The sequence below is a fragment of the Halalkalibaculum sp. DA3122 genome (assembly GCF_043951865.1).
In the GTDB taxonomy this organism is placed as follows: domain Bacteria; phylum Bacteroidota; class Rhodothermia; order Balneolales; family Balneolaceae; genus JAMQKA01.
Map to the genome: position 1 here is coordinate 211,485 of NZ_JBINJF010000004.1, position 25,497 is coordinate 236,981.

The 25,497-nt window shown below is 47.4% G+C and carries 31 protein-coding genes; 19 read left to right on the plus strand and 12 right to left on the minus strand.

The features are described 5' to 3' along the window. The first annotated feature begins 205 nt into the window (after nucleotides 1-205). The 9 genes from ACG2F4_RS04575 (at nucleotide 206) to ACG2F4_RS04615 (ending at nucleotide 6,141) form a co-directional block, all read left to right on the plus strand. Nucleotides 206-532 (plus strand): ArsR/SmtB family transcription factor, encoded by a 327-nt coding sequence (locus tag ACG2F4_RS04575; protein ID WP_395258944.1) that lies wholly within the window; start codon nucleotides 206-208, stop codon nucleotides 530-532. After that, entirely contained in the window at nucleotides 529-1,026 is a 498-nt protein-coding gene (locus tag ACG2F4_RS04580) for an SRPBCC domain-containing protein (RefSeq protein ID WP_395258946.1), read from the plus strand. The genes ACG2F4_RS04575 and ACG2F4_RS04580 overlap by 4 nt, the downstream gene beginning before the upstream one ends. A gap of 241 nt (nucleotides 1,027-1,267) precedes the next feature. Then, nucleotides 1,268-1,624 carry a YciI family protein gene (locus ACG2F4_RS04585; protein ID WP_395258948.1) on the plus strand — a complete coding sequence of 119 codons (357 nt, stop codon included), beginning with the start codon at nucleotides 1,268-1,270 and terminating at the stop codon, nucleotides 1,622-1,624. Between the two features lie 53 nt (nucleotides 1,625-1,677). Then, nucleotides 1,678-2,901 carry an RNA polymerase sigma factor gene (locus ACG2F4_RS04590; protein ID WP_395258950.1) on the plus strand — a complete coding sequence of 408 codons (1,224 nt, stop codon included), beginning with the start codon at nucleotides 1,678-1,680 and terminating at the stop codon, nucleotides 2,899-2,901. Nucleotides 2,902-2,982: 81 nt separating this feature from the next. After that, on the plus strand, nucleotides 2,983-3,369 hold the full coding sequence (locus ACG2F4_RS04595; RefSeq protein ID WP_395258952.1) for a hypothetical protein: 387 nt from the start codon (nucleotides 2,983-2,985) through the stop codon (nucleotides 3,367-3,369). A gap of 77 nt (nucleotides 3,370-3,446) precedes the next feature. After that, nucleotides 3,447-4,001: a hypothetical protein gene (locus tag ACG2F4_RS04600; RefSeq protein ID WP_395258954.1), complete on the plus strand. Its 555-nt coding sequence runs from the start codon at nucleotides 3,447-3,449 to the stop codon at nucleotides 3,999-4,001. 148 nt (nucleotides 4,002-4,149) lie between these two features. Next, nucleotides 4,150-5,235 carry a winged helix DNA-binding domain-containing protein gene (locus ACG2F4_RS04605; RefSeq protein WP_395258956.1) on the plus strand — a complete coding sequence of 362 codons (1,086 nt, stop codon included), beginning with the start codon at nucleotides 4,150-4,152 and terminating at the stop codon, nucleotides 5,233-5,235. A 125-nt stretch (nucleotides 5,236-5,360) separates the two neighbouring features. Continuing rightward, nucleotides 5,361-5,765 carry a hypothetical protein gene (locus ACG2F4_RS04610; RefSeq protein ID WP_395258958.1) on the plus strand — a complete coding sequence of 135 codons (405 nt, stop codon included), beginning with the start codon at nucleotides 5,361-5,363 and terminating at the stop codon, nucleotides 5,763-5,765. After that, nucleotides 5,704-6,141: a hypothetical protein gene (locus tag ACG2F4_RS04615; RefSeq protein WP_395258960.1), complete on the plus strand. Its 438-nt coding sequence runs from the start codon at nucleotides 5,704-5,706 to the stop codon at nucleotides 6,139-6,141. The genes ACG2F4_RS04610 and ACG2F4_RS04615 overlap by 62 nt, the downstream gene beginning before the upstream one ends. Before the next feature lie 133 nt (nucleotides 6,142-6,274). Here ACG2F4_RS04615 and ACG2F4_RS04620 read toward each other — a convergent pair whose 3' ends face one another. From ACG2F4_RS04620 to ACG2F4_RS04630, 3 genes are read right to left on the minus strand one after another with little or no spacing between them, the layout of a single operon-like run. Continuing rightward, a complete protein-coding gene (locus ACG2F4_RS04620; RefSeq protein WP_395258962.1) occupies nucleotides 6,275-6,523 on the minus strand; it encodes a DinB family protein in 249 nt (82 codons plus the stop codon). Nucleotides 6,524-6,535: 12 nt separating this feature from the next. After that, entirely contained in the window at nucleotides 6,536-7,228 is a 693-nt protein-coding gene (locus tag ACG2F4_RS04625; RefSeq protein ID WP_395258964.1) for a type 1 glutamine amidotransferase, read from the minus strand. A 9-nt stretch (nucleotides 7,229-7,237) separates the two neighbouring features. Further along, nucleotides 7,238-7,396 (minus strand): hypothetical protein, encoded by a 159-nt coding sequence (locus tag ACG2F4_RS04630; protein WP_395258966.1) that lies wholly within the window; start codon nucleotides 7,394-7,396, stop codon nucleotides 7,238-7,240. 1,044 nt (nucleotides 7,397-8,440) lie between these two features. Between ACG2F4_RS04630 and ACG2F4_RS04635 the strand changes: the two genes are divergently transcribed. The 3 genes from ACG2F4_RS04635 (at nucleotide 8,441) to ACG2F4_RS04645 (ending at nucleotide 10,310) form a co-directional block, all read left to right on the plus strand. After that, nucleotides 8,441-8,926 (plus strand): DUF3237 family protein, encoded by a 486-nt coding sequence (locus tag ACG2F4_RS04635; protein ID WP_395258968.1) that lies wholly within the window; start codon nucleotides 8,441-8,443, stop codon nucleotides 8,924-8,926. Between the two features lie 24 nt (nucleotides 8,927-8,950). Next, on the plus strand, nucleotides 8,951-9,373 hold the full coding sequence (locus ACG2F4_RS04640) for a cupin domain-containing protein (RefSeq protein WP_395258970.1): 423 nt from the start codon (nucleotides 8,951-8,953) through the stop codon (nucleotides 9,371-9,373). 118 nt (nucleotides 9,374-9,491) lie between these two features. Continuing rightward, nucleotides 9,492-10,310 carry a helix-turn-helix domain-containing protein gene (locus ACG2F4_RS04645; protein ID WP_395258972.1) on the plus strand — a complete coding sequence of 273 codons (819 nt, stop codon included), beginning with the start codon at nucleotides 9,492-9,494 and terminating at the stop codon, nucleotides 10,308-10,310. A 176-nt stretch (nucleotides 10,311-10,486) separates the two neighbouring features. Here the strand turns inward: ACG2F4_RS04645 and ACG2F4_RS04650 are convergent, their stop codons facing one another. The 5 genes from ACG2F4_RS04650 to ACG2F4_RS04670 form a co-directional block, all read right to left on the minus strand. Then, nucleotides 10,487-11,044 (minus strand): dihydrofolate reductase family protein, encoded by a 558-nt coding sequence (locus ACG2F4_RS04650; RefSeq protein WP_395258974.1) that lies wholly within the window; start codon nucleotides 11,042-11,044, stop codon nucleotides 10,487-10,489. 117 nt (nucleotides 11,045-11,161) lie between these two features. After that, nucleotides 11,162-11,629: a plastocyanin/azurin family copper-binding protein gene (locus ACG2F4_RS04655; RefSeq protein WP_395258976.1), complete on the minus strand. Its 468-nt coding sequence runs from the start codon at nucleotides 11,627-11,629 to the stop codon at nucleotides 11,162-11,164. 127 nt (nucleotides 11,630-11,756) lie between these two features. After that, nucleotides 11,757-12,368: an SCO family protein gene (locus ACG2F4_RS04660; RefSeq protein WP_395258978.1), complete on the minus strand. Its 612-nt coding sequence runs from the start codon at nucleotides 12,366-12,368 to the stop codon at nucleotides 11,757-11,759. After that, a complete protein-coding gene (locus ACG2F4_RS04665) occupies nucleotides 12,365-13,171 on the minus strand; it encodes a formylglycine-generating enzyme family protein (protein ID WP_395258980.1) in 807 nt (268 codons plus the stop codon). The genes ACG2F4_RS04660 and ACG2F4_RS04665 overlap by 4 nt, the downstream gene beginning before the upstream one ends. Before the next feature lie 46 nt (nucleotides 13,172-13,217). Continuing rightward, nucleotides 13,218-14,351 (minus strand): multicopper oxidase domain-containing protein, encoded by a 1,134-nt coding sequence (locus tag ACG2F4_RS04670; RefSeq protein ID WP_395258982.1) that lies wholly within the window; start codon nucleotides 14,349-14,351, stop codon nucleotides 13,218-13,220. Between the two features lie 796 nt (nucleotides 14,352-15,147). Here ACG2F4_RS04670 and ACG2F4_RS04675 point away from each other — a divergent pair. The 6 genes from ACG2F4_RS04675 (at nucleotide 15,148) to ACG2F4_RS04700 (ending at nucleotide 19,570) form a co-directional block, all read left to right on the plus strand. Continuing rightward, nucleotides 15,148-15,687, plus strand: a complete 540-nt coding sequence (locus tag ACG2F4_RS04675; protein ID WP_395258984.1) for a YceI family protein — start codon at nucleotides 15,148-15,150, stop codon at nucleotides 15,685-15,687. A gap of 125 nt (nucleotides 15,688-15,812) precedes the next feature. Next, nucleotides 15,813-16,388 (plus strand): Crp/Fnr family transcriptional regulator, encoded by a 576-nt coding sequence (locus ACG2F4_RS04680; RefSeq protein ID WP_395258986.1) that lies wholly within the window; start codon nucleotides 15,813-15,815, stop codon nucleotides 16,386-16,388. Nucleotides 16,389-16,708: 320 nt separating this feature from the next. Beyond that, a complete protein-coding gene (locus ACG2F4_RS04685) occupies nucleotides 16,709-17,374 on the plus strand; it encodes an NADPH-dependent F420 reductase (RefSeq protein ID WP_395258988.1) in 666 nt (221 codons plus the stop codon). A 75-nt stretch (nucleotides 17,375-17,449) separates the two neighbouring features. Next, nucleotides 17,450-18,304, plus strand: coding sequence for an SDR family oxidoreductase (locus tag ACG2F4_RS04690; RefSeq protein ID WP_395258990.1), 855 nt, complete (start codon nucleotides 17,450-17,452; stop codon nucleotides 18,302-18,304). A 26-nt stretch (nucleotides 18,305-18,330) separates the two neighbouring features. After that, nucleotides 18,331-18,822 carry a VOC family protein gene (locus ACG2F4_RS04695; protein ID WP_395258992.1) on the plus strand — a complete coding sequence of 164 codons (492 nt, stop codon included), beginning with the start codon at nucleotides 18,331-18,333 and terminating at the stop codon, nucleotides 18,820-18,822. Nucleotides 18,823-18,829: 7 nt separating this feature from the next. Next, nucleotides 18,830-19,570: a pirin family protein gene (locus tag ACG2F4_RS04700; protein WP_395258994.1), complete on the plus strand. Its 741-nt coding sequence runs from the start codon at nucleotides 18,830-18,832 to the stop codon at nucleotides 19,568-19,570. A gap of 308 nt (nucleotides 19,571-19,878) precedes the next feature. Here ACG2F4_RS04700 and ACG2F4_RS04705 read toward each other — a convergent pair whose 3' ends face one another. After that, complete coding sequence (locus tag ACG2F4_RS04705; RefSeq protein WP_395258996.1) at nucleotides 19,879-20,895, minus strand: homocysteine S-methyltransferase family protein; 1,017 nt, start codon at nucleotides 20,893-20,895, stop codon at nucleotides 19,879-19,881. A gap of 706 nt (nucleotides 20,896-21,601) precedes the next feature. After that, the gene (locus ACG2F4_RS04710; protein ID WP_395258998.1) at nucleotides 21,602-23,395 is read right to left on the minus strand and encodes a hypothetical protein; all 1,794 of its coding nucleotides are present in this window, start codon (nucleotides 23,393-23,395) and stop codon (nucleotides 21,602-21,604) included. Between the two features lie 315 nt (nucleotides 23,396-23,710). Between ACG2F4_RS04710 and ACG2F4_RS04715 the strand changes: the two genes are divergently transcribed. Beyond that, entirely contained in the window at nucleotides 23,711-24,262 is a 552-nt protein-coding gene (locus tag ACG2F4_RS04715; protein WP_395259000.1) for a hypothetical protein, read from the plus strand. A gap of 108 nt (nucleotides 24,263-24,370) precedes the next feature. Here ACG2F4_RS04715 and ACG2F4_RS04720 read toward each other — a convergent pair whose 3' ends face one another. Both ACG2F4_RS04720 and ACG2F4_RS04725 read right to left on the minus strand, forming a co-directional pair. After that, nucleotides 24,371-24,724, minus strand: a complete 354-nt coding sequence (locus tag ACG2F4_RS04720) for a nuclear transport factor 2 family protein (protein WP_395259002.1) — start codon at nucleotides 24,722-24,724, stop codon at nucleotides 24,371-24,373. Between the two features lie 100 nt (nucleotides 24,725-24,824). Further along, complete coding sequence (locus ACG2F4_RS04725) at nucleotides 24,825-25,199, minus strand: VOC family protein (RefSeq protein ID WP_395259004.1); 375 nt, start codon at nucleotides 25,197-25,199, stop codon at nucleotides 24,825-24,827. Nucleotides 25,200-25,497: the final 298 nt, after the last annotated feature.

The following is a 25,497-nucleotide window of genomic DNA, read 5'->3' on the forward strand; positions in this document are numbered from 1 at the left end:
CAGTTTTAATGACAAAGGAAAAACATAAGCACCATGCGCCATCAGAATGTTAATATGGGCTTCTCGCAACATCCTACCTAAAAGCACTTTTCCATTCCTGTTCTTCTTTTGCTGACCAGTACATAATAGCAAGTCAAAAAATATTTGCGTAAGTATCCACTTACATTTAAATTTACGTAAGCTAATGCTTACATAAAGATCATATATGAAAAAACGCAGAGACGTATTCCAGGCCATAGCGGATCCAACCAGACGAGATATACTGAGTCTCATTGCCCAAGAACCGTTAAACCTGAATTCAATAGCTGAAAATTTTGAAATGAGTCGTCCTGCCATTTCACAGCATATTAAAATACTGGATGAAAGCGGGCTCGTCATCATCCGTAAAAAGGGAAGGCAACGGGTATGCTACATCCGACCTCAAAAAATAAAGGAAGTGGATGAATGGCTTGATCAATTCAAACAGCTTTGGGAAGACCGTTTCAATCAACTTGACCAAACATTAACGAACCTAAAAGACGAGGAACAATGAACAATTTAACGACCAATTTCACCGTAGATAAGAAGAACAATATTGTAAAAGTAAAAAGAGCATTTGCGGCTCCGAGGGACAATGTATGGGCGGCATGGACAGAACCTGAGCTTCTCGACCAGTGGTGGGCTCCAAAACCCTGGAAGTCAGAAACAAAATCAATGGACTTCTCAGCAGGTGGACAGCGACTCTATGCCATGGTTGGACCGGAAGGCGAAAAACACTGGTCCCGGGTTGATTACACGTCTATTACGCCCAAAACGAATATCAAACTCCGGGATGGCTTTTGCGACAGCAAGGGAAATATAAACCAAGATTTACCACAATCGGACTGGAACATAGAATTTAGCGAATCGGATGGTCTGACGATCGTGGAGGTCGAAATCAAGCACGAAACACTCGCTGACCTGGAACAAATATTAGAAATGGGCTTCCAGGAAGGATTTACTGCTACTTTGGAAGAATTAGACCAAATATTAACAGCAAAAAAATAGCTGAGCATACAAATCCGTGGCCTCACGTGTGGCGCAGTCTCCCATTGGACTCGGTTATTGCTATTATATTGCCAAACGGGTGGATTTTTTAATAATCACTAAGCGCGGGACCGTTCTGCTCTATTAAAAAAAGAGCTTTTTTCCGCATTCCATACAATCTTTTTGTCCAGTTTTTACTGACTTGTTTGTTATAAGAGTGAAGTTCATTATTCAATAAAATAGCAACGAAAACTCAAGTAGCATGGAAGAATTCCTTTTAATATTTCGTCACGAGGATGGCAGTAAAGAGGCTTCACCAGAGCAAATGCAGCAATGGATGCAACAAACCATGGACTGGCTGGGGGATATCGCCGCGCAGGACAAACTGGTAAGCCAGGGAAATGGATTATCATTTGACGATGCCCGGGTCGTCAAACATGGCGATGTGGTAACCAATGGACCTTTTGGCGATATCAAAGAAACCATTGGCGGTTATATCATTGTCAGGGCAGAATCTGTTGATGAGGCTGTAGAATTCGCAAAAGGCAGCCCGGTATTGCAGGGTGAAGGCAACAGCGTAGAAGTACGCAAAATCGCTCAACACGAACAACCGGAATAATTAAATCTTGGCTTCTGCTCTGTTTGTCCGGAGCAGAAGTTATTTTTAAAAAGATGGAACAAGAGCTCCTCCCCCGTTTATTCAAAACAGAATTCAGCAAAATTACGGCGGTACTCTGTAAACGCTTCGGCATTGAACACATTGAAACGGCCGAAGACATTGCAAGCGAAACATTCTTAGCCGCTACAGAAACCTGGAGTCATAAAGGCATACCCGAAAATGCTACCGCATGGCTTTATACGGTTGCAAAGAACAAAGCCCGAAATCATTTTAACCGGAAATCTCTGTTCCAAAATAAGATTTCAAAACAGCTAAAATATGAGTCGGCCAAAAACCGGGAATTCGATATTGACCTGTCCGATGAAAATATTTCCGACAGTCAGCTCCAGATGCTATTAGCGGTTTGCCACCCGTCTATATCTCAAGAAGCGCAAATCGGTTTAGCACTTCGAATCCTTTGCGGCTTTGGCATTGAGGAAATCGCCGATGCCTTTTTAAGCAACAAAGAAACCATCAATAAACGCCTGTACCGGGCGCGAAAAAAATTAAGAGAAGAACAAATTACGATAGAAGTCCCTGATCAAGCTGAAATCTATCAACGTCTGGATACGGTATTGCGGACATTATACCTGCTTTTTAACGAAGGCTACTATTCGGAAAGCGATAACAAGATTTTGAAAAAAGATCTCTGCCTAGAAGCCATGCGATTAACCCATCTGCTTGCAGAAAATGAGCAAACCCGTAAACCTGCCGTACATGCTCTTCTGGCACTTATGTGCTTTCACTCTTCTCGGTTTGAAGCACGAAAAAACAACAACGGCGAACTTGTTTTATACCACAATCAGGATGAATCGCTTTGGAATGAAGAACTGATTGCCCGGGGTGCTTATTTCTTAAAGGAAGCTTCGCAGGGCAGCAAAGTCTCGAAATATCATTTGGAAGCAAGCATCGCCTGGTGGCATACCCAAAAAGAGGACACCAAAGAAAAATGGTCAAATATCCTGGGCCTCTATAATCAACTGCTGATTACCGAATATTCACCTATTGCAGCACTCAACAGAACCTACGCCCTTTCAAAAGTACATGGAAAAAAAGCGGCCATAGCAGAAGCCCAAAAATTGAATCTATCTGATAATCACTATTACCACACGCTTCTCGGCGAGCTTTATAAAGATGTTGATATCAAAAAAGCTGAGAACAGTTTCCAGGAAGCGTTATCCCTTGCCAAGACGAAAACAGACAAGCAAACCCTGAAAAAGAAGATGGATAAGCTCTAATCACTCAAAAGAGCAATTACCATCAAACCATTCAGTGACAGAGTATATAATTTTTTAGCCAACTTTAATTTCCATTAATGCATGGAGCAAAATATCATGCCAGCGAATCAATTATCTATCAAACTGAGAGAAACAGCTCAATTATACCACAACGGTTTACAATGGTTGAATATGCGGGAACTACAAACCTTTTTCGTTGCCTTCATATTCGCCATTGGCGTAAGTCTTGTTCCCAAAAATGTGTATGCCCAGAACGGCAGTGACCACATTTCCGTGAATAACATCGACTATTATTATGAAATTCACGGTGAAGGCAAGCCGCTTTTGCTGCTGCAAGGGGGCGGACAGCGAGACGCCGGCTGGGATGGCGGTATATGCCGCAAACCCGCCTGGCTATTCTCCCGGGCAAACGCACTATACAATATTTGCTGCACCAGAATTAGTAGAAACGGTTGTGCCCTTCCTTAACGAAAAAATGGATCCATACTTTAGATCATAAGCTCCCGGAATTTAAATTGGTTAAGCCATAATAACTCTTCTAAGTCATGCATTCTAAAAGTACTACCACATTATTCATTGGAATTATAATCATTATTACAAGTATAAACTGCACTATCAGTGCCCAGCAAAGCGGCATAAATAATGATTTCAGTTTTGGCATACAGGTAAGTCAATACCAACAGGATTTTGGGATCGGCATTACAGTAACCAGTCCCTATTTTGCGAACAAAAAAATAGCCCTTCGCGCCAGAGGCAACCTGATGTTTCACGAGCATCTTCAAAATCAGGAAACTACCTGGTCGCCGTATCTGAATGCTACCTTCGGAGTTGCGGGAAAAACAGGTTGGGTTGGTGATGCTGTCCGATTATATGGCGAAGGGGGCGGGACCGGCCTGTTTCCCTCGGATGAATTTTCATCGGTATCATTCGAACTTGGGGGATACGGTTTATTCGGATTTGAGTTTTACATGAATCCCGCCAGCAACTACTTTATCGAAATTGGTGCGGTGGGGACCGGTGCCAAAGCTGACAATGTTACTGATGAACCGATCTATTCCAACGGGCTCACCATAAGTACGGGATTTCGGTTACACCTATAAGCTGATGGAGACTACATTGTACACACCTGCAGAGAGAACTCTATACAGAAAATTTAAAGGAATCGTTTGCGGTATGGGCTGGGGAATACTTGTCAGCCTTGACGTTTACTTTCTGTTATGACAGTAATTCAATATTAATTTCCTGAAAATGAATTATACTGAAATCATCCATGCACGACTTCACAACCATCAAATAGTAAACCCGGATTTTTCAACCCCGAATGCATTGCTGGGATGGATAGGCGCCATGCAGGCCCAGGATTACGAGATGGCCAAGTGGGCTGTGGGCGTACGTCTTCCGGAAGCAACCAGAGAAGATATTGAAGAGGCCATCGAAAACAGCCACATCATCAGAACACACTTGTTGAGGCCGACATGGCATCTTATTTCAGCGGAGCATCTCCCCTGGCTGCTTGAGCTCTCACGCCCGCGGGTAAAGGTAGCGGTGCGATCCCGACAAAAACAGCTTGGACTCACGGATGAGGTTGTCTCCCGAAGCAACAGAACCATAAAAGAAATCCTGGCAGACAGCCAACCGCTTACCCGGAGCGAGCTGCTGGAGCAACTCGAAGAAGCTGGCTTTGAAAACAAAGACAACCGGATCTCCCATCTCCTGCTCCGTGCCGAGCTGGATGGGATCATAGGCAGCGGGCCTTCAAAAGACACCCAATATACCTACAGGCTGATGGAAGACCGCCTTACCCAAATATCCTCATTCAACAAAGGTGAAGCCCGCAGAAAATTAGCCCAGCTCTATTTTCAAAGTCACGGCCCCGCTACACTTGAGGATTTTGTATGGTGGAGCGGGTTAACGAAAACAAGCTCTAAGAAAGCGGTAAAAATGCTAGAACCGGAGTTGATTTCGGAGGAAATCGGGGATCGCACCTATTGGTTCTTTGAAACGTCTCTCCCGCCGGAACAAAGCACACCCTCCATGTACCTGCTTCCCGCCTATGACGAATATGTAGTCAGTTATCGGAACCGCGAGATGATTATTAACGGAGAGCATGAAGCCAAATCCATTTCTGCAAATGGAATTTTTCGTCCGGTCATTGTGGTAAATGGCAAGGTGAAAGGAATCTGGAAAAGAAAGGTCAAATCGGATTCGGTAAAGGTAAAACTGCGCTTTTTTGAAAATCCGGGCTCGGAAACAAAAACTCTAGCCGCCGAGCAGGCCGAACGATTTGCCGGTTTCCTTGGCAAGGAACTGGAGTTGGCTGTTTTAGATAACTAAGAAACTTTAATGTTTAAATGGAGGCCTGTAAGGTTTTAAAACCTGACAGGTCTGGTCTTTAATTAAATTGCATAAAAACCCAAAAATAGACAGATTCTTTTAGATAAAATTAAGTAAAGACTCAAATGAAGGATTCCTTTTCAAAAGAAGAGACTATTCAAATTTTGGAACGAGCCCTTACCGCCAAAGATCGGAGAACGGACAAACTTGATGCAGATTTCAATTTTACCGATATCCAGGCAATGGCGGAGGAGTTTGGAATATCCGGAAAAGAACTGCAAAAAGCCGCCGCGGAAGTAACGCAAACCAAAGAACAAAACCGGGATCAGCTGTATCCCGAAGTCATTTCCACAAGGTGGATTGACGGTCAATTAAATAACAAACAGATTGAAGATTTTTTTGCTGGATTTAAAATCCAAATTCGGCAGTTATCAATACTGGTCCGGCAAACCCGCAGAAATTCATACCATGGGAAAAACCAGCGAATATCAGCTAAAAGATGCCAGGGTTTTGCTTACGGAATTGGATGAAGGATACCGACTCCAAATCGTTAAACAGCAATTTTTCCACGGAAATGCGCTTGAGAATTTTCTGCTAGCCATTCCGGTTGCTATTATTTTAGGGTTGTTACCGGCAGCCGCAATTACGGAATGGGGAAATATATTTGCCACTACACTGACAGCAGCAATAAGCTACACCGTGGCTTTTTTTGGTGTGAAATCATTCATCCGTAAAAAGAGAGCCGATACCGAAGACAAGCTGCTGCATATCACCGAAGTTGCAGAAAATAGACTGCGAAAACTTGCAGGGAATACAGAAACCGGTTCAGGAAGAATTCAAATAGCGCAGCGAGAAGAATCTGCGCCTGAAGATAACATTACACAAAAGAACAAATTGCGCTCGTAATATTCCTGCTATTTCCAAAAAAAACCTGGAAATTCCCCAACACGGAAATCACCTGCAAATCGAAACACTCCTGTTACTCCCGATCTATTTATTGCGATTTTAAAGAATTCTACACTTGCAGAACGAAGTCCGGTTACCATGCATATCGGATATGATGTCGTACGAACAGTTGATCGGACACGTACCCTTCCAGCCCGGACAATCTATAGATCAGTGCCTGCTGGGAGACAATAATGTGGCCGAAACTCCAGATCAGGTTATTGTTAAAGCCCTGGGGTATGGTGTTGAGCCGCTCCAGAGAGTGTTCTTCCCAGGCGTTCAGGTACCGCTGCCTGTTTGTTTTCCAGGTTTTTACAATGGATCCGATCTCTTCAGATTTCATACAAGTTCAATTCTATTTCAAAAAGCGATTGAGCAACTCCCTCATCGTTTGGTGATTTTCAGCAAAATAATCCTCATCCAGCATGGTCTGCACATCCTGCAGGAACCGGCCATCGGCTTCTGCCAGCTCGGTACGGCTGTTTTCAATTAACGCAGCCAGCCCGTCCTGGGTCATCTCCAGGTGGAATTGCAGGCCCAGGATACGCTCATCTAACAGGAATCCCTGGTTTTCACAGCCTTCGCTGCTTGCAATTGGCAGTCCGTTATCCGGGATATCAAACCGGTCTCCATGCCAGTGCAGCACGACCTGTTCTTCCGGCAGAAAATTGAGCAACGGGTGCTTTCGGGCCGGCCGGGACCAGCGCACCGGAAACCAGCCGATCTCTTTTTCCGGCATCGGTTCCACTTTTGCTCCCATAGCATTGGCAATGAACTGGGCGCCCAGGCAGATCCCCAGAACATTTTTCTGATGCGAGATGCAATTTTCGATAAACATTTTTTCCTCCTCCAGCCAGGGGTGGTCCTGTTCGTCGTTCACACCCATCGGGCCGCCCATCACCACGAGGAGATCAACCTCTTCCGGTTCGGGCAACGCTTCCTGTTCAAAAAGCCGGGTACCTGACAGGTCATGACCCTGCTCTTTCGCCCAGGAGCTGATATACCCGGGCCCCTCAAAAGGGACATGTTGCAAGTAGTGTATCTTCATCTGTAATTCCTATTGATGTTCAAGCCACAAGCTTACATAAACTTTTCCATTCATTCCATTTTCATCCGTGCTGATCTGCACCTCCTCCGGGTTGCGGCCGGCCCGGTGGCAGGCCTGCACAACGCGTTCCCGAACCTGCTGGATGTTATGTTGTATTACATCTGGCATATAGGAATAGGTGATGCGATGGCAGGATTCGCCCCCCCCCGTAAAGAGCTTTGCAGGCCCTTCCCTGACCACTCGGACACATCGCCCATTTTATTTTTTGGAAACCCTCCAAGGGTTTGGAACCCCTGGAGGATTGTTTTTATTTATTTTCCTTTTTGACAGTATAAGGCAAACTCTAATCTGATATGGTTAGCAGTTAGTTCGTCAGCAGGTACTCGCTGTTAACGGCTGATCAGCCATTATACCATGCATTCAACATGGGCGAACCGTTGCATTAGCCCGGCGTTTACATGACCATTTGCCGCTGAACCGAGATACACAATCGTCGAAGCAATATCTCGAGGCCGGGTGGCGAGGTTTGCAGGAAATACTTTTACAGTCTCCCGGCGAACTTCTTCCGGGAAAAGGTTGAAAGCCCTCTGTTAGCGTCCAGCCTGGGATGACCACATCAAAAAAATGCCGCCGCGTGAGAGCTATTCTATCCTGAGCTCGACATAATTCTCCCAACCCAAATGCCTGTTTGCCTTGAAATGGCAACCAGACAGTGCCTCCTGAAGAGGGTGGGCCAATCGCGCGGGTCTGGCGATTGGATCGGGAGGTGCAGGTCTAACATAGAGTAACACCCCTTCCGCCTCCGGCGGAGCTCCCCTTGAGGGGAGATTAAAAGCCTGCCCCAAGAAGTTAAGAAACAATGTTAAAGCTGGAAGCTGTATTGAACTCACGTTAAACTAATTTTGAGTTACTTGTTGGAATACTGGCACTACCCATTCCCCCTTTGAAGGGGGGCAGGGGGATGTAGCTATTGTTTTACAAGTTCCCATAATGAGTGAGCGGCAGCTCAAGATCGGTAGTACACCTACCTCCCAACAAAATAGCAGGTTCTGCAAAGGTCCCTACTAGTTAAGCGGGTGGGACAAGAATATGTTCAATCGGCAAACAATCTCTCTTAACAGGCTCAAAGATGTCGTTTTTTTTCAATTACCGGTGCCGTGCCGGTTCTATCTTTCAATTGCAGCTTAAACATAAATCAAATATACCAACACGATGAACACCTACTTAGCCAACAATACGGAACTGCTGTTTGAAGAGCAGATCAACCTGACCAATATCGCCGAATACGGCATCAAATGGAGCGAGTTGACGAGCGGAAAGACCGCACCGGGACCGGAAGGTGCCCGTTTTGACCTTGACTTCGAAGGGATTGTAAACGGTCCAAAAATCAAGGGCAAAATAAAAGGAACCGATTACCTGGAAGTCCGGGCCGACGGCAAATTCATGCTGAACATCCAGGCCGCTGTTGTAACCGATGACGGGAAACGCATTGCCGTACGGGAAGATGGAATCCTCTATCCCGGTGAGAACGGGCGGGCCCGCATTCAGCTCAACCTGCAGTTTACCACGCACTATCCCGAGTACACCTGGATGAACAACGTCCAGGGATGGGCTATTTGTGAAGTGGATATGCAGCGTGGAGAAGTAAATGTCAAAGTCTATAAAGGCAACTTCGAGTATGAGCACGAAGCTGCATAACCATAACCTAAAACACGCTATATCATGGAAAAAGCAAATCTGAAAAACCTTGAACTTACCGAATTTACGGGGAAGGGCGATTCCGGTCAGCACTGCCTGGCCACCTTTCCTCTGTTCGGTGCTCACGGCACTGAATCCACAGCAACCGTGTATTTTGAACTGGAAGCAGGAGATACGCTCGGTCGCCACACAGATAGTGCCGAAGAGCTACTGCTTGTTTTAGAAGGCGAGGTAGAAGTCGAACTAGGCGGAGAAACGGGTCCTCTTTCAAAAGGTGAAATCGCACTCGTGCCGCGAATGGTCCCCCATAATGTAATCAACACCGGCAAAACAAAAGCCAAAGTGCTGGGATTCTTTGGGGGAGCCAATAATATTGTCGCCACTTTTGAAAAGACCTGGCTGCCTGTAAATACAAATGTAGTTGATACTTCAACGCTGGGTGATTAATCTTCTGCAGCGGGATACACTAAAACTGTATCCCGCCTGATTTTTTATGCCGGTCACCTTTTCCTTTTGAAATTTATGATCGTATGACGTAAAATTACGCAGATTACTAAATGTTGCCATGAGTATTCACATAACTGAATATAGACCAATAGAATATCTACAGCCTTATGTGGAGCTGTTTTGGAAGGGAGATTTTAACGTAACCAGGATGGCAGAATTTAGACAGCAGGTTGTTCCCAATGGTTTTCTGGAGTTAATTATTCACTTATCCGAGCAGCACTGTGATCTGCCTTATGACGGAAATTGGTCAAAATCGCCCGATTATACCATCATCGGATTGTATACCAAACCTTATGAAGTTCGGTTCTGCGAACTGGTAAATACATTCGGAATCCGATTTAAACCGGAAGGCATCTATAATTTGTTTGGTGTGCCGGCATCCCTGTTCTCGGAAAGCTATGATGACATGGAGCAGGTACTTGGGCCATCATTCCGGGAATACTGTTCCAAAATGATGGAAGCCTCCAATTGTGATGAAATGTTGAAGCTGACCGAAAAATATTTATTAAACCAACTGGAAAGAAATACCTCCGAACTGACTTATGTAAATTATGCTGCAGAGATGATCCGAAAATCAGAGGATTTCAATAAAATCGAAGAAATTCCCGGCAAAGTTTACGTAAGCCTTCGACAATTGGAGAGAGAATTCAAGAATAAGATCGGAACTACTCCCAAACGCTACATGCGAATCGCCCGGCTTAACGAAGTGCACAAGAAACTGGAATCAAACCAGGAGCTGGAACTTACTCAAGTGGCGTTCGACTGTGGCTATGCCGACCAGGCTCACTTCATTCGTGATTTTAAAAGCATTATGGGAGTCAACCCTACCCTTTTTATTAAAAAGAGAGATCAATTTATTGTTAATCATCCAACTTAAGAAAATAGTTTGGAGCAAGTCCTTGCTCCAAATAATAAGCCTGTCCTGCTACGCAGAGATCCTGAAAATTTAATGACAAAGATATTGCGTGGAAACGGTAATAATCGCATGGATGAAGAATAGAACGCCCGGGTTCATTTCTGTACCCGATGAGGTATGCAGTATACAAGCCACTATTAATGGCCTTGAATGGCAACTGGAATTACGTTGTATTTGCTCTGGACGAATCCATTTTTAAAACTGCGGGTTGAAACATGTTCCAGTTTAATGTCATTTCCCACTGGTCCAAATAAAGGTATTCCACTGCCTATAATTACAGGTATTCTGGTGAGAATTATCTCTTGAATTAAACCAGCCTTTAAAAAATTTTGGATGGTTTTGCCACCATCGATATAAAAATGATGAAACCCTTCATTGGATAATTGATCTACAATTTCTTGTGGTGAACCCGACATAATAACTACGACATCTGAGAGCTTCTCAGGTATCTTAAGGGACCGATTGGTTAAGACGTTTACTTTTTTGGAATAGGGCCATTCTTCAAAGGTTAGTACTTTATCAAATGTATTTCGACCCATTATCAGTGCATCCACGGTATCTATGAAATTTTGATATCCGTAGTCTTCATCCACTTCACTGGTTTCACCTCCGGTAAGCCAATCCAATTCACCCTCTGTTCTGGCAATAAAGCCATCCACACTGGTTGCAATAAATACCGAGCATTTAGTGTTCATCCTGTTGAATATTATTTAATGCAATTCTAATAGAACTCACGTTAAATAACAAACAAAAAGAAGAGGCAGCTCATCTTGAACTGCCTCTTCCAACTAAGGGTAACTGGTTACCAGTATTTATCTGCTTGTCTGGGGAACCACCGTAAGCACGCCTTTCATACCGGCCATGTAGTGTCCGGGAAAGGTACAGATATACTCATAGTCTCCGGGCTCCTCCGGTACCGTAAAGGTAACCTCCACGGTTTCTCCGCCACCGGCCAGCGCTGTTGCAGCTACAATATCGTCCTTGTATTCAGGAGCAACATATTCATTATCCCGTGCCTGCATCGAGGCCTGGGCCAGTGCATCCACGTCAGCATCTTTATCGACTACGACCACATTGTGCGCCATCGCGGTTTTTGGCATCTGGCTCTTGGTTTTAAACCGGATCGTGATCTCCTCCCCGGCCTCGGCTTCGATCGAGGTCACATCAAACTTCATGTTGTCGGTGCCCACGATATCTATTGTTCGCTGTGCCATGGCCGTTGAGACCGCCCCGGCAATGATGAGTGCTACTGCAAGTGTTAGTTTGGTTAGTGTTTTCATAATGGATTCCTTGTTAGGTTTAGTGGTAGTTGTATGTGTTGGTTGCAAAATTGTGTGTCATTTCTAAATCTGTCGGTTATTCTTCGGACAACGAAAACAGTCATACCGGGATGAGTTCAGAAATCTTTCACTGCGATTTTCCTTCTTGTATGATGGCATTAATTTCAGAGGCCGCCTCATCCACCGGCTGGAATAATCCCTCCACGCGCCGGGCAATTCGTCCCTTTTTGTCCAGCACCGTAAGCAGATTGGAATGAGCAAAATGACCATCGCTTTTTTCGGCATACTGCACGCCCAGCATGGTGGCCAGGGTTCGCACGCTCGCGGCTTCGGACCGCATAAAATGCCAGCCGGGAATATTCAGCTGTTCCTTTTCGGCATACGCGCGGAGCACTTCCGGCGTGTCGTTTTCCACATCAAACGTTATGGCCAGCACCCGTACCGAATCCTGTTTCGTTCGGTCAACGGCGCTATAAAGTCGCCGGGCATCCTCAATCAGGACGGGACAGACCTGCGCGCAATTACCGTAAAACATGACCACAATAACCGGCTTCCCGGAAAAATCACGGAGCGAATATGTATCCCCGCGGTGATCGGTCCACTCCGCCTCCAGGTGATAAACCGAGTGTTCGGCGTTGATCTCCGTTGCACCCAGCTCATCCCCGTTCCCGTGATGGTGCTGGGCATGCAAGGCAGTTGTCAGCAACAGGGTAAACAGTATGAATATCAGCTTTTTCATCGCGAGCGCACCTTCGTTTTGGGATTTTCTTTAACATCATAGGCGCAGCGGAACCCCATGGTAGCCGTAGCGCTTTGGGGATTAAAACTCATCCGCGTGATATAGCGGACCGACGCCGCGTAGCTGTAGGCATCGCCGAGCTGCTGCATCCGTCCCACCGTCCCGCAATCCAGGGAGAGATTATCGGCCACGACCGGCTTAAAATCCTGCACCCATTCCATGATCAAACCGAACTGATCCCGTACCCCGTATCGGTTCACGATTCCGGTGGATCCCACCGCAGCGGTATTCCGGGTATCCACGCTCGAATACCAGCTCATCAGGCGGTTGGCGAATGCCCGGGCTTCGGCCGGAGAAGCAAACTCCACAAGCTGGGCCGAATACTCCCACTCGTTCAGCGTCGGCAGGCGCCCACCCGCCCACTGGCAGTAGGCCTGCGCGGCATACCACGAGACGTGCGTAACGGGGCTCCCCGGGTTATTCCCTTTATACTCGGGGGTGGGCAGCTCCCAGTGTGATAAATATCGTTGGTTTGCAAACACGGCGGGTATTTTTTCGGGCCGCCACTGCTCGTTTTCTCCCAGGAATTCTGCAAACTGCCTGTTTGTAACGGCGGTACTATCCATGTAGAAAGAATCGACGGTTACCGGCTCGCCCTTCACTTCAGGCAAAACCGAATGGAAAGAACCCGACGGAACCAGCACCTGGGCTGCCGCCCCGGCCACACCGGCCAGGCTGAGCAGGACTGCTGTATATACTCTCAGCAGAATGTTACCAGGTGCTATGTTCGCCAGGATGTTCATGTTAGTCGATGATATGTCGTTGGTTTTATAATGTATTTATTGATCATTATTTCTTGCGTGGACCCGCTTTCAGGGTGCCGGTAGCTCCTTTTTCGGCATCGGCGAACTCGTGGTCGATCAGGATATATTTTCCCTCTTCAGGGACGATAAACTCGATGGTAGCCGAGCTGGAGGCTCCCAGCAGTACCGTCTGCATGCCGCGCATCTCGTTGTATGGGTGACCTTCCAGCCATACGCGATCAAAAATGGCCCCGATTACATGGAAGCTGGAGGTACCGCTGGGACCGTTGTTTGAAAAGTGCAGGCGCACGCGGTCGCCGGCATTCGCCTTCAGGGGCTGATCGTGCAGGATCGTCTGGTGCCCGTTGAATACCACGTGGGAAGGATTACGGTTCTGGGCTCCCTCAAAATCATAGACAAACAGCTCTCCGGATCCCTTTTTCAGGTAGTATTCGGACTGTACAATTGCGTATTCACGGTCCACCTGCTCGTCGGTGGGATATCCCTCCTTCGGGGAAACAACCACCATTCCGTGCTGTCCCATCGCGGTGTGCATCAGCACACTGGGGGTGCCGCAGTGATATATATAGGAACCCGCATAATTGGCCACCCAGTCAAATTTGATCGATTCGCCCGGGGCAATGCTTCGCCACTTGTCATCCTTGGCTACCGTTCCGGCGTGAAAATCCATGGAGTGCGGCATCGGCATGGTGGCCGGCTGCGCTTTCATAAAATTGTTCTCTGCTACCTGTTGCATAAATGGGGCGCCCTCTTTGGTCGGCTCGGTAATGGTCACCTCTTCATCCGACCGGTTTTTCATGGTGAACGTGATGCGGTCCCCTTCTTTTACGTGAAGAACGGGTCCGGGCACCGTGCCACCAAACGTCCAGGCGCGATATTTGACCCCTTCGGCCACCTCAATTTCCTGGGCAATGATATCGATACGTACCTCATGATGCTTGTTGCCCTCGTAATCGAGCGGTTCCAGGTTAGGCAGCATCGACAGGTGTTCTCCGACGACGGGCGGACCGTCATAATCTTCGGTGAAGACTTCTGCTTCCGGCATGCCAAAGGTCATGCCATCCAGTTCGTATTCTTCTGTCTGGGCGTAGGCCATGTTTGACAGCCCAATGATTACCAATCCGAGTAAAAGGCGAAAACTGAGTGTTGGGACGTTCATAATAATGGAAGTTTTGATTTTATTATTTAAGACAATTTTGTCTTTTATTGTTTACCTATACTACTTGCAATCCTCATGCCAGACAGTTCCAAATCCCAAAATTTTTATATAAAAAGACATTTAAGTCTCTTTTATGAGAACTGACCATACCGCCGGGTTATGCGGGACAAGGACTGCGAAGAGAATGATTGTATTTTTGCAATAATGGAAGTGGGCAGCTCTTGCAATTTTGCAATACCAGCACTCCCGGTGACAGAAACGGGAGAGGATTCTCTATAAAAGGGAGCAAAAAATCCAGGCAGAGAATGGAGAAGAACTCGTTGGTAAAAATGAGCTGCCCCCAAGCCCCTCTTGAGAAGAAAGATTTAGGGAAATTGACCCGTGTTCTCCATCCCTCCCCGAAATCCATAATCCTTCATCCCTAATCCCCACCCGCTCTTGCAATTCGTGAGTCGTCCGGCAAAATGTAACGCAGCCGAAGTTTAGTTATTAGTGGATTGGTTATGCGTTATTTGTTGAACCAATAACGAATCCCCGCCGGTGATTTTCCAGGTTCGTTTTTTGATCATTGAAAAAATGAACTAGGAAAGATGATTAAGAACCCTGAAAAAGAGAAAGGGGGTTCGTAACTTTATAAGAAAACTCCAAGTAATCGAGGAACTGAATAAGAAGCGACTCTTCTAACACTTGTCTTGACATATATCAAGACCATTTCCTGCCAAATATCAATGGTGGGTACGGCGGCCTGCTGTATGTTAGGCATACATTAAATCGTTTAAAACAAACTAGTATTACAATGAATACAGCAACTAAAACCTTGTGGACAATTGATCCCACGCATTCTGAAATTCAATTTAAAGTGAAGCACCTGGTGATTTCGACCGTTACCGGAAGCTTCAGTTCGTATGATGGAAAAATTGAAGCCGACGGTGACGATTTCAAAAATGCGAAAGCAACATTTACCGCTGACATCGACAGTATTTCAACAAACAACGAAGATCGTGACCAGCACTTGAAATCCGACGATTTTTTTAATGCTGAACAGTATCCGCAGCTTATCTTTGAGTCCACAAACTTTGAGAAGGTCGGCGACGCTGAGTATAAAGTAACCGGCCAGCTGACCATCCGTGACGTCACCAAAGAGGTGGAGCTGGACGTCGTACACGGCGGAACCGTCGGCGATCCCTACGGAAACACCAAAGCCGGATTTGAAGTGACCGGAACGATTAACAGGAAAGAATTCGGCCTCACCTGGAGTGCCGTAACCGAAGCCGGAAACGTGGTTGTGGGTGACAAGATCGAACTGCAACTGAACGTTCAGTTTATCCAACATTGATGAGCGCAAAACAGCTCCTGTCGCATGCCAAGCGGATATCCTCATACAGGGTATCCGCTTTTTATTTCCTGAAATTTCCCTGTACATTTTCGGTTATCAATATTAACCATTGAGCTGACAACCCAATGTATGAGCAGTTAAAAGCAAGCATTCAGGAACATGTCACTCTATCCGATGAGGAGTGGAAACGATGTAAAAATAATTTTCGCCCCAAGCGGATGCTCAAACGGCAGTTTTTACTGCAGGAAGGTGATATTTGCCGTGAGCTGACGTTCGTGGAAAAGGGGGCTCTTTACTCTTATTCCGTAGATTCGAAAGGCAACCAGCACGTGCTGCGTTTTGCCTTTGACGGATGGTGGATTGCGGACCTGCAAAGCTTTTTTACGGGGGATCCCTCTACGCTAAATATTGAAATCCTTGAAGACAGCGAGCTGCTTGTCCTTGACCGGAAAAACCATGAAAAACTGTTGGAAGAAATGCCCGCCTACGAGCGATATCATCGTATCATCATACAGAACGCCTATATAGCCCTGCAGCAGCGCGTCGAAAATGCGTTGGGACTTACGGCCGAAGAAAAATATGCCCGTCTCATCCGGCATAATCCCGAGTTCATGAATAGAGTACCGCTGAACCTGGTGGCTTCCTACCTGGGAATGAGTCCCGAGACGCTGAGCCGGGTTCGCGGAAGTTTCAGCGGGTAATCTTTACTCCTCATACCTTCTTATTTAAAGGGAGCTTTGCAAAACCTGCCATTTTGTTGGGAGGTAGTTGAACTACCGACTACCGACCTTGGTGACCTTTAACGAGAGTACAACTCCCTCAGAACGAGGAAGTAAGGGTTTTGTAAAGTCCTCTAAAAATGATCTTTGGAGATAACATCCACGTGTATTGAATTATATTTTCTTATTGGTTTGCCTCTTGATATATATCAAGAGTGATTCCTGACACATATCAATGACATAGGGGCGGCGGCAGGCTACCTTTGCAGTAACAAAATAAAACTGCAAGCAGAACAACCATTATGCCTATTACCAAACAAACCATTGCCATCATCGGAGCCGGTGGAACTATGGGCTCCGCCATTGCAAGAAGTATTTCAGGTGGCAACTACCGTCTGCTTCTTTTTGACCGAACACCCGGTCAACTGGGTTCGCTGACGGAAAAAATACAACAGGCTCATCCGGATGCTGGTGCAAAACCCATAGACTGTGCCCACGAATGCAGCTGGGAGGCCGACATCATTGTTCTGGCCGTTCCGCACGGGGTCGAAAAAGAACTGGCCCACAAGATACGCGATGTGTCCACCCAGAAAATTGTGATCAGCATAGCCAATCCCGTAGATGAAGATTTCAGCAAGCTGACAACGGCACCGGACAGCAGTGCGGCTGAAGAACTGCAGCAGTGGCTCCCGCACTCCAAGGTTGTTAAAGCTTTTAACACGACCTTCGCCGCCGACTTTGAACAACCGGTCATCGGCGGCAGGCAGGCCGATGCCTTTATTGCGGGTAACGACGAGGAAGCCCTGGAAACCGTCACCGAACTGGTGGAAACAGCGGGATTCAACCCGATTATCGCCGGCGACCTCTCGGTGAGCGGTACACTCGAACGCATGCAACTGCTGCTTATGCAACTTACGAGCAGGAGCAAAGTCAACGGCCCGGCCAGCTGGAAAATACTACGCAACTAACTCAACCCGCCATCCCCAACAACCTTCAACATTTAACCTCCAACCTCCAACCTTTAACCTTTAACCTTCAACATCATGACACTCATAACCGGAGCAAACGGAGAATTAGGCTCACAAACCATTGATTTTTTACTCGAAAAAAATCCCGATGCGGATATCGCCGGACTCGTCCGAAGCGAAGAAAAAGGCGCTGAGCTAAAAGAGAAAGGCGTCGAAATTCGAATTGGCGATTATACCGATTATCCGTCGATCGAAAAAGCCGTCCAGGGAATCTATACGGTCCTTCTGATCTCTTCGAGCACCCTGGAAGGACGAACCCGGCAGCATAAAAATGTAATTGATGCCGCCAAGGAAGCAGGTGTGGAGCAGATTTTCTATACCAGTATTGTGGAGGCCGATAAGGAGTTGAGCCCGCTTTCGACCGATCACGCCGCAACGGAGAAGCTCATTAAAGATTCCGGCATTCCCTATACCATTTACCGCCATACGTTCTATATGGAATTTCTCCCGCTGTTCCTGGGCAATGCTTTGGAAACCGGCCAATGGGCATTCCCATCCGACGGAAAGGCTATCAACCTGGCGCTGCGTTCAGAGATGGCCGAAGCCCTGGCCAACGGCCTCGCAGCTCCCCAAAAACATAAAAACAACAGTTACGAAATAACATCGGGACAAGCGTATACACTCAATGAAATTGCCGAAATGCTGAGCGAAGCCTCCGGCAAAGAGATCACCTATACAGATGTTTCGATCTCAGACTTTGAGCAAACGCTGGAAGAAATCGGATTACCCGAAGAGCAAATTGCCATGAGCGTGATGACGGCAACCACTTTTGTCAACGGTGCGCTGGATTTCACCTATGATGACATGGAGCAGCTGCTCGGGCGCAAGCCCACCGGACTCGATACCTATATTGAAAAATTTGTCGCATAATATTTACATCCCAAATTTACGCTGCTATGAATAAAGAATATACCACCCCGGCCGAAACCCGCATCGGGCACGTGCATTTGAAGGTATCCGATTTGGACCGGGCCCTTGAGTTTTACCGCGACCTGCTGGGGTTTGAACTGACGACCATGTACGGAGAAAACGCCGCCTTTCTTTCGGCCGGCGGGTACCATCATCACATTGGACTCAATACCTGGCACAGCAAAGGCGGTCAGCCCGCGCCACGAAGCAGTGCCGGTTTGTATCACACCGCCATTCTATATCCCACGCGGAAAGACCTGGCCGAAGTTCTTCAGCGGCTCATTGATAAAGACTATCCCATCAGCGGAGCCAGCGATCACGGAGTATCCGAGGCCATTTACCTGGACGATCCGGATGGCAACGGCGTGGAACTGTACCGCGACCGTCCCCGCGAGGAATGGGAATACACCGAAGACGGCTCGGTCAAGATGGTCACCAAACCCCTTGACGTGCGGGACCTATTAAAAGAACTGGAGTAAATATATCATGATTCATATCGCCAGATCCGAAAAGAGACACAAGGTAAGCCGGGGGACGTTTACCTCCAGCTTTTTACCACTCGGCCGAGCCATAACAGATTCCAGCGATCACGGCATTGCCCAAATCGGGCGGCTGGAACACGCCATGCTGGAAGCCGGCGCCCGGGTGCCGATGCACCTGCATCAGAACGAGGAAATTTTGTCGTACCTGCGCAAAGGCACCATGCATCACAAAGACAGCGACGGTAACGACATCCCCATTCACAACAAGCACCTGATGCTGATGAATGCCGGCAGTGGTATTCACCACGAAGAAGGCGTCCGAGAGGGCGATGAAACCGTAGAGATGCTGCAGATATTTATCCGTCCCAAAGCGGATGCCCTGGAGCCGAAGGTCCAGTTTTACGAACCCGGCGAGATCTACAGCCATAACCAGTGGCGGCTGCTTGCCGGCCACGACCGTTCGAAGGCTCCAATGCTATTCAGAAGTGAGGTGGTATTTTATGATCTGCGTCTGGAAAATGGAAACTCTATACAGACTCCCGTACTGCATGGCCATACCGCCTTCATGTACCTGTTTGGCGGATCAGTAACATTGGAAGATCCCGGAGATACGGTACATGAAGGCGATCAAATAATCGTAAAAAATAAACAGTTGACCCTGAAAGCCAACGAGGATTCGGATATTGTCTTTTTTGTGCTGGATGAATCTGCACCTTTTAGCCGGAATGGATTATATACAAAATGACGTGTTGTAGGACCAAAATTCAACTGGGTATTTCTTTAATTACCCGTTTACTAGTGAAATGAATCAAAAAAACGTAAACCAATTTTGAGCTACCTGTTGGAATACCGGCACTACTCATTTCCCCTTTGAAGCCGGAAGAACACATGCAATTTCGGTGGCAGTCCCATGCACCCGTGCATCGGTCCCACACTACCTGTACAGAATGCAGCAGAATAATATCAGGTTTATGGGATATGCGGCTGAACAATAGCCCGGAACAGGGCAACCACCTTCAGTGGGATCCAGTTCAGCCACACGCAGTGTAGCCGTTAATATAAATGTTGATACTCGTCAACGGCTTCACGGCATTTTGCGGGGTCATCGTGAAACAGCACCTCGCAAATTTTCGCAATATGACTGTAATCGGTGCCGCAGCAGCCGCCCACCACCTGCAAGTTGGGCAGCAGGTGACTCAGCTCATGATAACCCGACGCCAGCAGGCAACGGTCCCCGCTGTCCAAGGTCTCCGATTCGTCCAGTTCAGCGTGACTCTTCAGGGAGGCATTGGCCCTGATTGCTCCAACCCGGCTGATCCAGTCGCCTCCTTCCCTGAACACGTGTTTAAAGTGTTCGGTATGAGAACAGTTGATCATGAAGAATGTAGCATACCCGTCGGTTTCGTTATCGGTTTTCTCAATCGCCTCCCGCAGCGTGCTGCCGCTGGGCAGTCGGCCGTCGGTCTCCGTGGTAAAAGAGATCACCACCGGAATGTTGAATTCGCGTGCAGCCAGCACTATACCAATCGCTTCATCGGTATAATTCAGGGTGAACGCACTGACCAGGTCGGCATCGGCAAGGGCAAAGGTTTTGATCTGCTCGCTGTGGTAGGCGCGGGCCTCCCGGGGTGTCATCATCTGATCCACAAAATATCCGTCTCCCCTCGGACCGAGGTTTCCGCTGACAAGCGTTTTTTCGGCCGGGATCCGGTGTTCTTCGATCAGTTCACGCAAAAAGCGAACCGAATAGCTGTTGATCGCATTCATTTCAGCGATAGAATAACCGAGCTTAAACGCCCAGTCGGGGCTGGCTCTCCACGTTGGCGTTTCCGCGACAAAGTGGTAGTCGTACTGAACGGCCAGGTCGAGAAAGGGGATGAAATATCTTCTCATCTCCTCCCGCCCCTCTTCGTTATTGAGCAGCTCAAAGGCAGCAAAATGATTCAGCTCGACGCCGCGTTTAAAAACCAATATCGATTCCATGCCGCCATCGGCAAGGTACATCGCCTCTCCGAAGGGATTCGGACGGTTCCGTTCTTTATTTGGTCGTTCCAGGGTTGTTGTTTTCATAGTGCTAATGATTCCCATTTTATTTACTTCATGATGTTGTTTGTGTGGTAACCAGCCGGTGATCTGGACCCTGTGGTCTCTTTTGGGCTGGTACTTGTACTGCGTAAGTCCGGGCCTTACGATGTGAGGAGCTTGTAAGGTGTGCTATCCGGCCTGTTGCTCGCGACCTGAACTTCTTGCTGACAGGGGCTCGATTTTACTGCTTCTGTGATGGTACAGAGTACGGGTAGGCTTTGGTAGCATCACCGACATTGATGAGACGGCGGCCATTCTTCGTACTGCTTCTCTCCTGCCTTTTCGCTGCAGAAGTAGTCCTTACCGACGACCCTAGCCTGGATTTACCTCCACCAGGAAATTTGTTCTTCAGCAAGGCAAAGGGAAAATGGCCGTGCAGACGTACCATTGTACGTTGAGCAGGTGATGTTCCCTTTAACGCAGCTGAAGGGCGAATCTCGCAGCGTTTTACACCCTGTCAAATTAAAAGGTCGGTAAAAAATGAGGTAAGATACTGCCTGCCACCAGGGTACATGATTTTTGCATACATTATCGTGAGAAATACGGGCTAGAACTGAATGGAAAGTGCCGTTGTTGAATCACAACCTTAGTGATAACCCTATTGGCGTTCTGTCAGAAAAAGACAAAAATCCAGGGCTTGGCAGTCTGTGTATTTAAGGAAGTTCCGTTTCAACCGGTATTCCTCCTGGTTTCAGATGATCTCCCAGTCGACCTGCTTTTCCGGTTTATAGATACAGAAGGTCCCCGTCTTTATGGAGTTGGAGAGGTGCTTGCCCAGAGACGGATGCTCCTGCTCAATTTTGGAGATGGCACTGCGAATACGCCAGGTAACGGCCGATCGGGCTCTCTCCACCGTATTCCCCGCTTTGCGAATATTCCCTCTCAGGCCCAGTGCCCCCGACAGGTGCTCTACCAGTTGTTCGTACTCTTTTTGTGCAGCTTCCGCCCGTGCAAAATCGTGGCAGGCTTCGGCTTCTTCGATCTCTTCCCGGAGATTTTCTATTTCCCTCCGGTATTCTGATTTTGCCTTTTCATCAATCACCTCTTCCCCGTCAGACAGTACGGCTGTTCCCATAAGCTCCGTACAGTGCACGGGCGTACCGGCGCAGCCAACCAGCCGGCGGATATCAGAAAACCCCTTGACAGCCGAAAGCTGTATCGTTCGCCCTCCAAAAGAAAACTTCCAGTAGTCGACGGACTCCTCCATCCTGTTTATTCTATGTGAAACAAGAGTGGGCATTTCCGGTTTTTGAGGACGGAACGTCTCCCCCGTGACGTGCTTCCAAAACTGTTCCAGACGGGTTCCCTCTTTATAGGGGTTTATTTTGCTCATCCATTCGAACGCCTCCGTGAGATCGGCTTTGACCCCGTGATTTACGACATCGGCATAGCACTGCAGGAACTCTTCCAGGCACTGATTCATTTTTTCCTGGTCTCCCAGCTCGTACCAGGCGGCCGCGCAATAGGCCTTAAAATCAACGTACGGATTTCCCCGGGTGCGTTTAATCAGCGACATCGCTTCCTCAACTCTGCCCAAATCGTAGAGGATTAAAGCCCCGATGGGAAAATAGGTCTGATCTCCCGCCGGATTCAACCGCAACGCCTTTTGGTACAGGCGGTAGGCCTCTTTACCGTATCCCAGGTACAGGAAGCAGGGGGCGATTTGTATCAGGCTTTCCGGGTCGTTGCTGTTGAGGCGCAGTGATTTCCGAAGGAAATACTCGGCCGTTTCATACGCCCGCTGGTACAGGAAAACCCGCCCCAGTACGTAAGCGGCCACGTAATCCTGTTCATCCAGTTCAATCGCTTTTTGTGCCCATTCGAAAGCCCCGTTTTGGCTTAGTTCCCAGCGGTCCCACAGCTGGCAGCTCCATTCATTAAAATAGGTCAGCGACATGCCCGAATAGGCCCGGGCGTATTCCGGATCGATTTCGATGGCGTGTCGAAAATATTCGCGGGCTTTCAGATCGCTTTCCAGTGATCCCTTTTTCAATTCCTCCAGTCCATAAAGCCAGCATTCATAGGCTTTGAGGTGCGTTCTTTTTTTGCTTCTTAGTGAGGCGAGAAGATTGCGGTTCAACTGCAACTGGAGCGTAGAGACCAGCTCCAGCAACACATGCTCCTGAATACTGATCAGTTCCTCATAATCTCCCGAAAACCGGTCAGCCCACACCAGGTGAAGCGACCGGCTGTCCACCAGCTGAATGTTGATGCGGATCTGCCGATCCTGGTGACGAAATGTGCCACGGACAAAAAAGTCGGTGTTCAGTTGGTGAAACTTTGCTTCATCTGAATCCTGATCCAGCCCCATATCCCGCACCGAATCATACGAAATAATCTGGAACTGGCGGAACCGCGAGAGCTCGGTGATCAAATCCAGGGAGAACGATTTGCAGAAGATCTCCAGCTCACTGCCGGTTGACAGGTTTTCAAAAGGTAATATGGCCAGTGTTACCGGCGTATGCCTGTTATCTGAACCTTCCATCGTTGTAATTGTTATCCATCGATAAAAGTAAAAAAATCAGTAATTTATTTGTCAATAAATTTTCAAGTCACCTTTACGATTCCCGGGTGATATTGTTTTTTAACTGACAAGCACCGCATTTTGACCGATTTTATCATTTCTTTCGGCGTTCAAGAATTGACAAGGAGATAGGTCCTGGGGTTTTGTAAAACCCTCGAAAAACCTACTTCTCATTTACCATCAAATAAATGTCTAGAATTTCAACTCACTCTCCGAAAAGCTCGATTTTCACCCGCATTCCGGACCAGGTGTCGGTTCAAGAAACAAGACCATTAATTGCAGAAAAATTATTTTTTCACTGGATCGATATACATTAATTGCAAACATAAAAACCGAAGCCATGCGAATGAAACGAATCCATTTTTAGCAGCCGAATTGTTCAGCTACAGCTACGATAATTACAGGAATCATCTCGGTATCGGGAATGTACGTTTTGACAAACTCATGCCCGAAGGTGCCGCGTTATTAGAACGGGCCGAGAAAGAGGGATGGTCTGACGAGCAGATCGCCGCCGAGTCCGATTTTAAGCTTGAACAGGTTCCCTACTGGAGGGAAAAAATCAGGGAAGCATTGGCTGTTGTCGATGCGGAATCTCCCGCGCAGCTATTTCTCAGGGGCGTTCGGGCTTCGGTTGAACACGCTCTCAGTGAAGGGCTGGATGATGAAAAAAGCGTGAATAACCTGGTCGGACAAATCTGCTACCGCGCGGCCGACCTCAGCTGCGTTCTCAAGCAGGAGGATGAGCCCCTGTGGAAATATTCGGCAGAACTTCGCTCCCGGGCCGATGATATTTCCGACCTCGATCATGATTTCAATTTTGACGAGTAACCAATTGCATTTGGCAGAAGGGGGAGTTGCAAAACGTATTGAAATGTATAACCAGAGATCTTGCCCCCCTACATAACTATTTGTGTAATACGGGTTAACGCTCTGCCCTCAAGTTTTAACCGCTATCACATATGAAGTCATCTCCGTAATCCTGGGATTCTTGAATCCGCTGAACTTGTATACATCACAAAAAGCATACCTCTCCCCGCCTGCTGTTTTCATCTCCCCGTTCACCGATGCTGCCTTGCCGTGGGTAATGATATGATGAATCGTCAGCTCCATCGGCTCGTCGGCTTGCATCTCCTTCAGCGCTTTGGCGAACGCCTCTTTTCCTTCCACGATCATATCGCCCACAATTTCCCAGCGAATCGTATCCGTAACGTGCTCGATGATAAAATCCAAATCATTGCGGGCAAAGGCCTCATTAATCTCTTCGAGCAGCTTCTGGTTTTTTGTTTTCATGATATCGTTATTTGAATATTCAGATTTTGAGTTTTAAAGGGCTTTGAAAAATCCAGGGGTTTTGCAAAGGTCTCTTTTAGTCTTTCCAGCGACCTATAGATTACCCGGCCCTCTCATCCACTTCGAAAAGACCAAACGTATTTCCTTCGGTATCCACAAAATAGCCCTGCCAGCCGGTTTTTGGAATCGGGAATTTCGGCATGGCGATTTCCCCACCCAAATTCTGAATCTGTTCGGAAACAGCATCAAAATTATCCACTTCAAAAGAACAGACGAAGGCATTGGTTCCGCATTCGGGTGGCGGAGTCTCGGATGGACGTTTTAACATTCCCCCCGCCATTCCGCCGGTCTCAATTCTCAGATATTCTACAGGCGCGTGTGGGTTTTCCTGAAATTCCCATCCAAAAATTTCACGGTAAAAATCGGATGCTCGTTCCAAATCATCGGCTTGTATTTCAAAATAGAGGTGATTCACAGCGTTGGTAAATATTTAATTTCTGGTGAATTTTTATCTGATACTAACCTGAATCTTCCATACCAGGATATTTCCTGCCAACAAGGCGGCGGGAAATGGTCGTGCAAACGTACCCTGGTTCGTTAACCCGGATTATTCACCAGGAAATTTGGTTGTGCACGAGGCGAAGGAAACATGACCGCGGAATAGTACATATGTACAGGGAGCACCTCATGTTTACTTCAACGAAGTGCACGGCCCAATTTCGCAGCTATTTGTGAGGATACCCAAATTTGAGCTACCGGGTACTTCCGCTGGA

Excerpts from the sequence above, each read along its gene's own strand:
- ACG2F4_RS04595 (WP_395258952.1), top strand. The coding sequence starts at position 2,983 with ATGGAGCAAAATATCATGCCAGCGAATCAATTATCTATCAAACTGAGA.
- ACG2F4_RS04665 (WP_395258980.1), bottom strand. The coding sequence starts at position 13,171 with ATGAACATCCTGGCGAACATAGCACCTGGTAACATTCTGCTGAGAGTA.
- ACG2F4_RS04675 (WP_395258984.1), top strand. The coding sequence starts at position 15,148 with ATGAATACAGCAACTAAAACCTTGTGGACAATTGATCCCACGCATTCT.
- ACG2F4_RS04650 (WP_395258974.1), bottom strand. The coding sequence starts at position 11,044 with ATGAACACTAAATGCTCGGTATTTATTGCAACCAGTGTGGATGGCTTT.
- ACG2F4_RS04655 (WP_395258976.1), bottom strand. The coding sequence starts at position 11,629 with ATGAAAACACTAACCAAACTAACACTTGCAGTAGCACTCATCATTGCC.
- ACG2F4_RS04695 (WP_395258992.1), top strand. The coding sequence starts at position 18,331 with ATGAATAAAGAATATACCACCCCGGCCGAAACCCGCATCGGGCACGTG.
- ACG2F4_RS04640 (WP_395258970.1), top strand. The coding sequence starts at position 8,951 with ATGGAAAAAGCAAATCTGAAAAACCTTGAACTTACCGAATTTACGGGG.
- ACG2F4_RS04680 (WP_395258986.1), top strand. The coding sequence starts at position 15,813 with ATGTATGAGCAGTTAAAAGCAAGCATTCAGGAACATGTCACTCTATCC.
- ACG2F4_RS04710 (WP_395258998.1), bottom strand. The coding sequence starts at position 23,395 with ATGGAAGGTTCAGATAACAGGCATACGCCGGTAACACTGGCCATATTA.
- ACG2F4_RS04670 (WP_395258982.1), bottom strand. The coding sequence starts at position 14,351 with ATGAACGTCCCAACACTCAGTTTTCGCCTTTTACTCGGATTGGTAATC.
- ACG2F4_RS04630 (WP_395258966.1), bottom strand. The coding sequence starts at position 7,396 with ATGCCAGATGTAATACAACATAACATCCAGCAGGTTCGGGAACGCGTT.
- ACG2F4_RS04585 (WP_395258948.1), top strand. The coding sequence starts at position 1,268 with ATGGAAGAATTCCTTTTAATATTTCGTCACGAGGATGGCAGTAAAGAG.
- ACG2F4_RS04575 (WP_395258944.1), top strand. The coding sequence starts at position 206 with ATGAAAAAACGCAGAGACGTATTCCAGGCCATAGCGGATCCAACCAGA.
- ACG2F4_RS04620 (WP_395258962.1), bottom strand. The coding sequence starts at position 6,523 with ATGAAATCTGAAGAGATCGGATCCATTGTAAAAACCTGGAAAACAAAC.
- ACG2F4_RS04615 (WP_395258960.1), top strand. The coding sequence starts at position 5,704 with ATGGGAAAAACCAGCGAATATCAGCTAAAAGATGCCAGGGTTTTGCTT.
- ACG2F4_RS04660 (WP_395258978.1), bottom strand. The coding sequence starts at position 12,368 with ATGAAAAAGCTGATATTCATACTGTTTACCCTGTTGCTGACAACTGCC.
- ACG2F4_RS04690 (WP_395258990.1), top strand. The coding sequence starts at position 17,450 with ATGACACTCATAACCGGAGCAAACGGAGAATTAGGCTCACAAACCATT.
- ACG2F4_RS04685 (WP_395258988.1), top strand. The coding sequence starts at position 16,709 with ATGCCTATTACCAAACAAACCATTGCCATCATCGGAGCCGGTGGAACT.
- ACG2F4_RS04610 (WP_395258958.1), top strand. The coding sequence starts at position 5,361 with ATGAAGGATTCCTTTTCAAAAGAAGAGACTATTCAAATTTTGGAACGA.
- ACG2F4_RS04600 (WP_395258954.1), top strand. The coding sequence starts at position 3,447 with ATGCATTCTAAAAGTACTACCACATTATTCATTGGAATTATAATCATT.
- ACG2F4_RS04705 (WP_395258996.1), bottom strand. The coding sequence starts at position 20,895 with ATGAAAACAACAACCCTGGAACGACCAAATAAAGAACGGAACCGTCCG.
- ACG2F4_RS04605 (WP_395258956.1), top strand. The coding sequence starts at position 4,150 with ATGAATTATACTGAAATCATCCATGCACGACTTCACAACCATCAAATA.
- ACG2F4_RS04700 (WP_395258994.1), top strand. The coding sequence starts at position 18,830 with ATGATTCATATCGCCAGATCCGAAAAGAGACACAAGGTAAGCCGGGGG.
- ACG2F4_RS04720 (WP_395259002.1), bottom strand. The coding sequence starts at position 24,724 with ATGAAAACAAAAAACCAGAAGCTGCTCGAAGAGATTAATGAGGCCTTT.
- ACG2F4_RS04625 (WP_395258964.1), bottom strand. The coding sequence starts at position 7,228 with ATGAAGATACACTACTTGCAACATGTCCCTTTTGAGGGGCCCGGGTAT.
- ACG2F4_RS04580 (WP_395258946.1), top strand. The coding sequence starts at position 529 with ATGAACAATTTAACGACCAATTTCACCGTAGATAAGAAGAACAATATT.
- ACG2F4_RS04635 (WP_395258968.1), top strand. The coding sequence starts at position 8,441 with ATGAACACCTACTTAGCCAACAATACGGAACTGCTGTTTGAAGAGCAG.
- ACG2F4_RS04645 (WP_395258972.1), top strand. The coding sequence starts at position 9,492 with ATGAGTATTCACATAACTGAATATAGACCAATAGAATATCTACAGCCT.
- ACG2F4_RS04590 (WP_395258950.1), top strand. The coding sequence starts at position 1,678 with ATGGAACAAGAGCTCCTCCCCCGTTTATTCAAAACAGAATTCAGCAAA.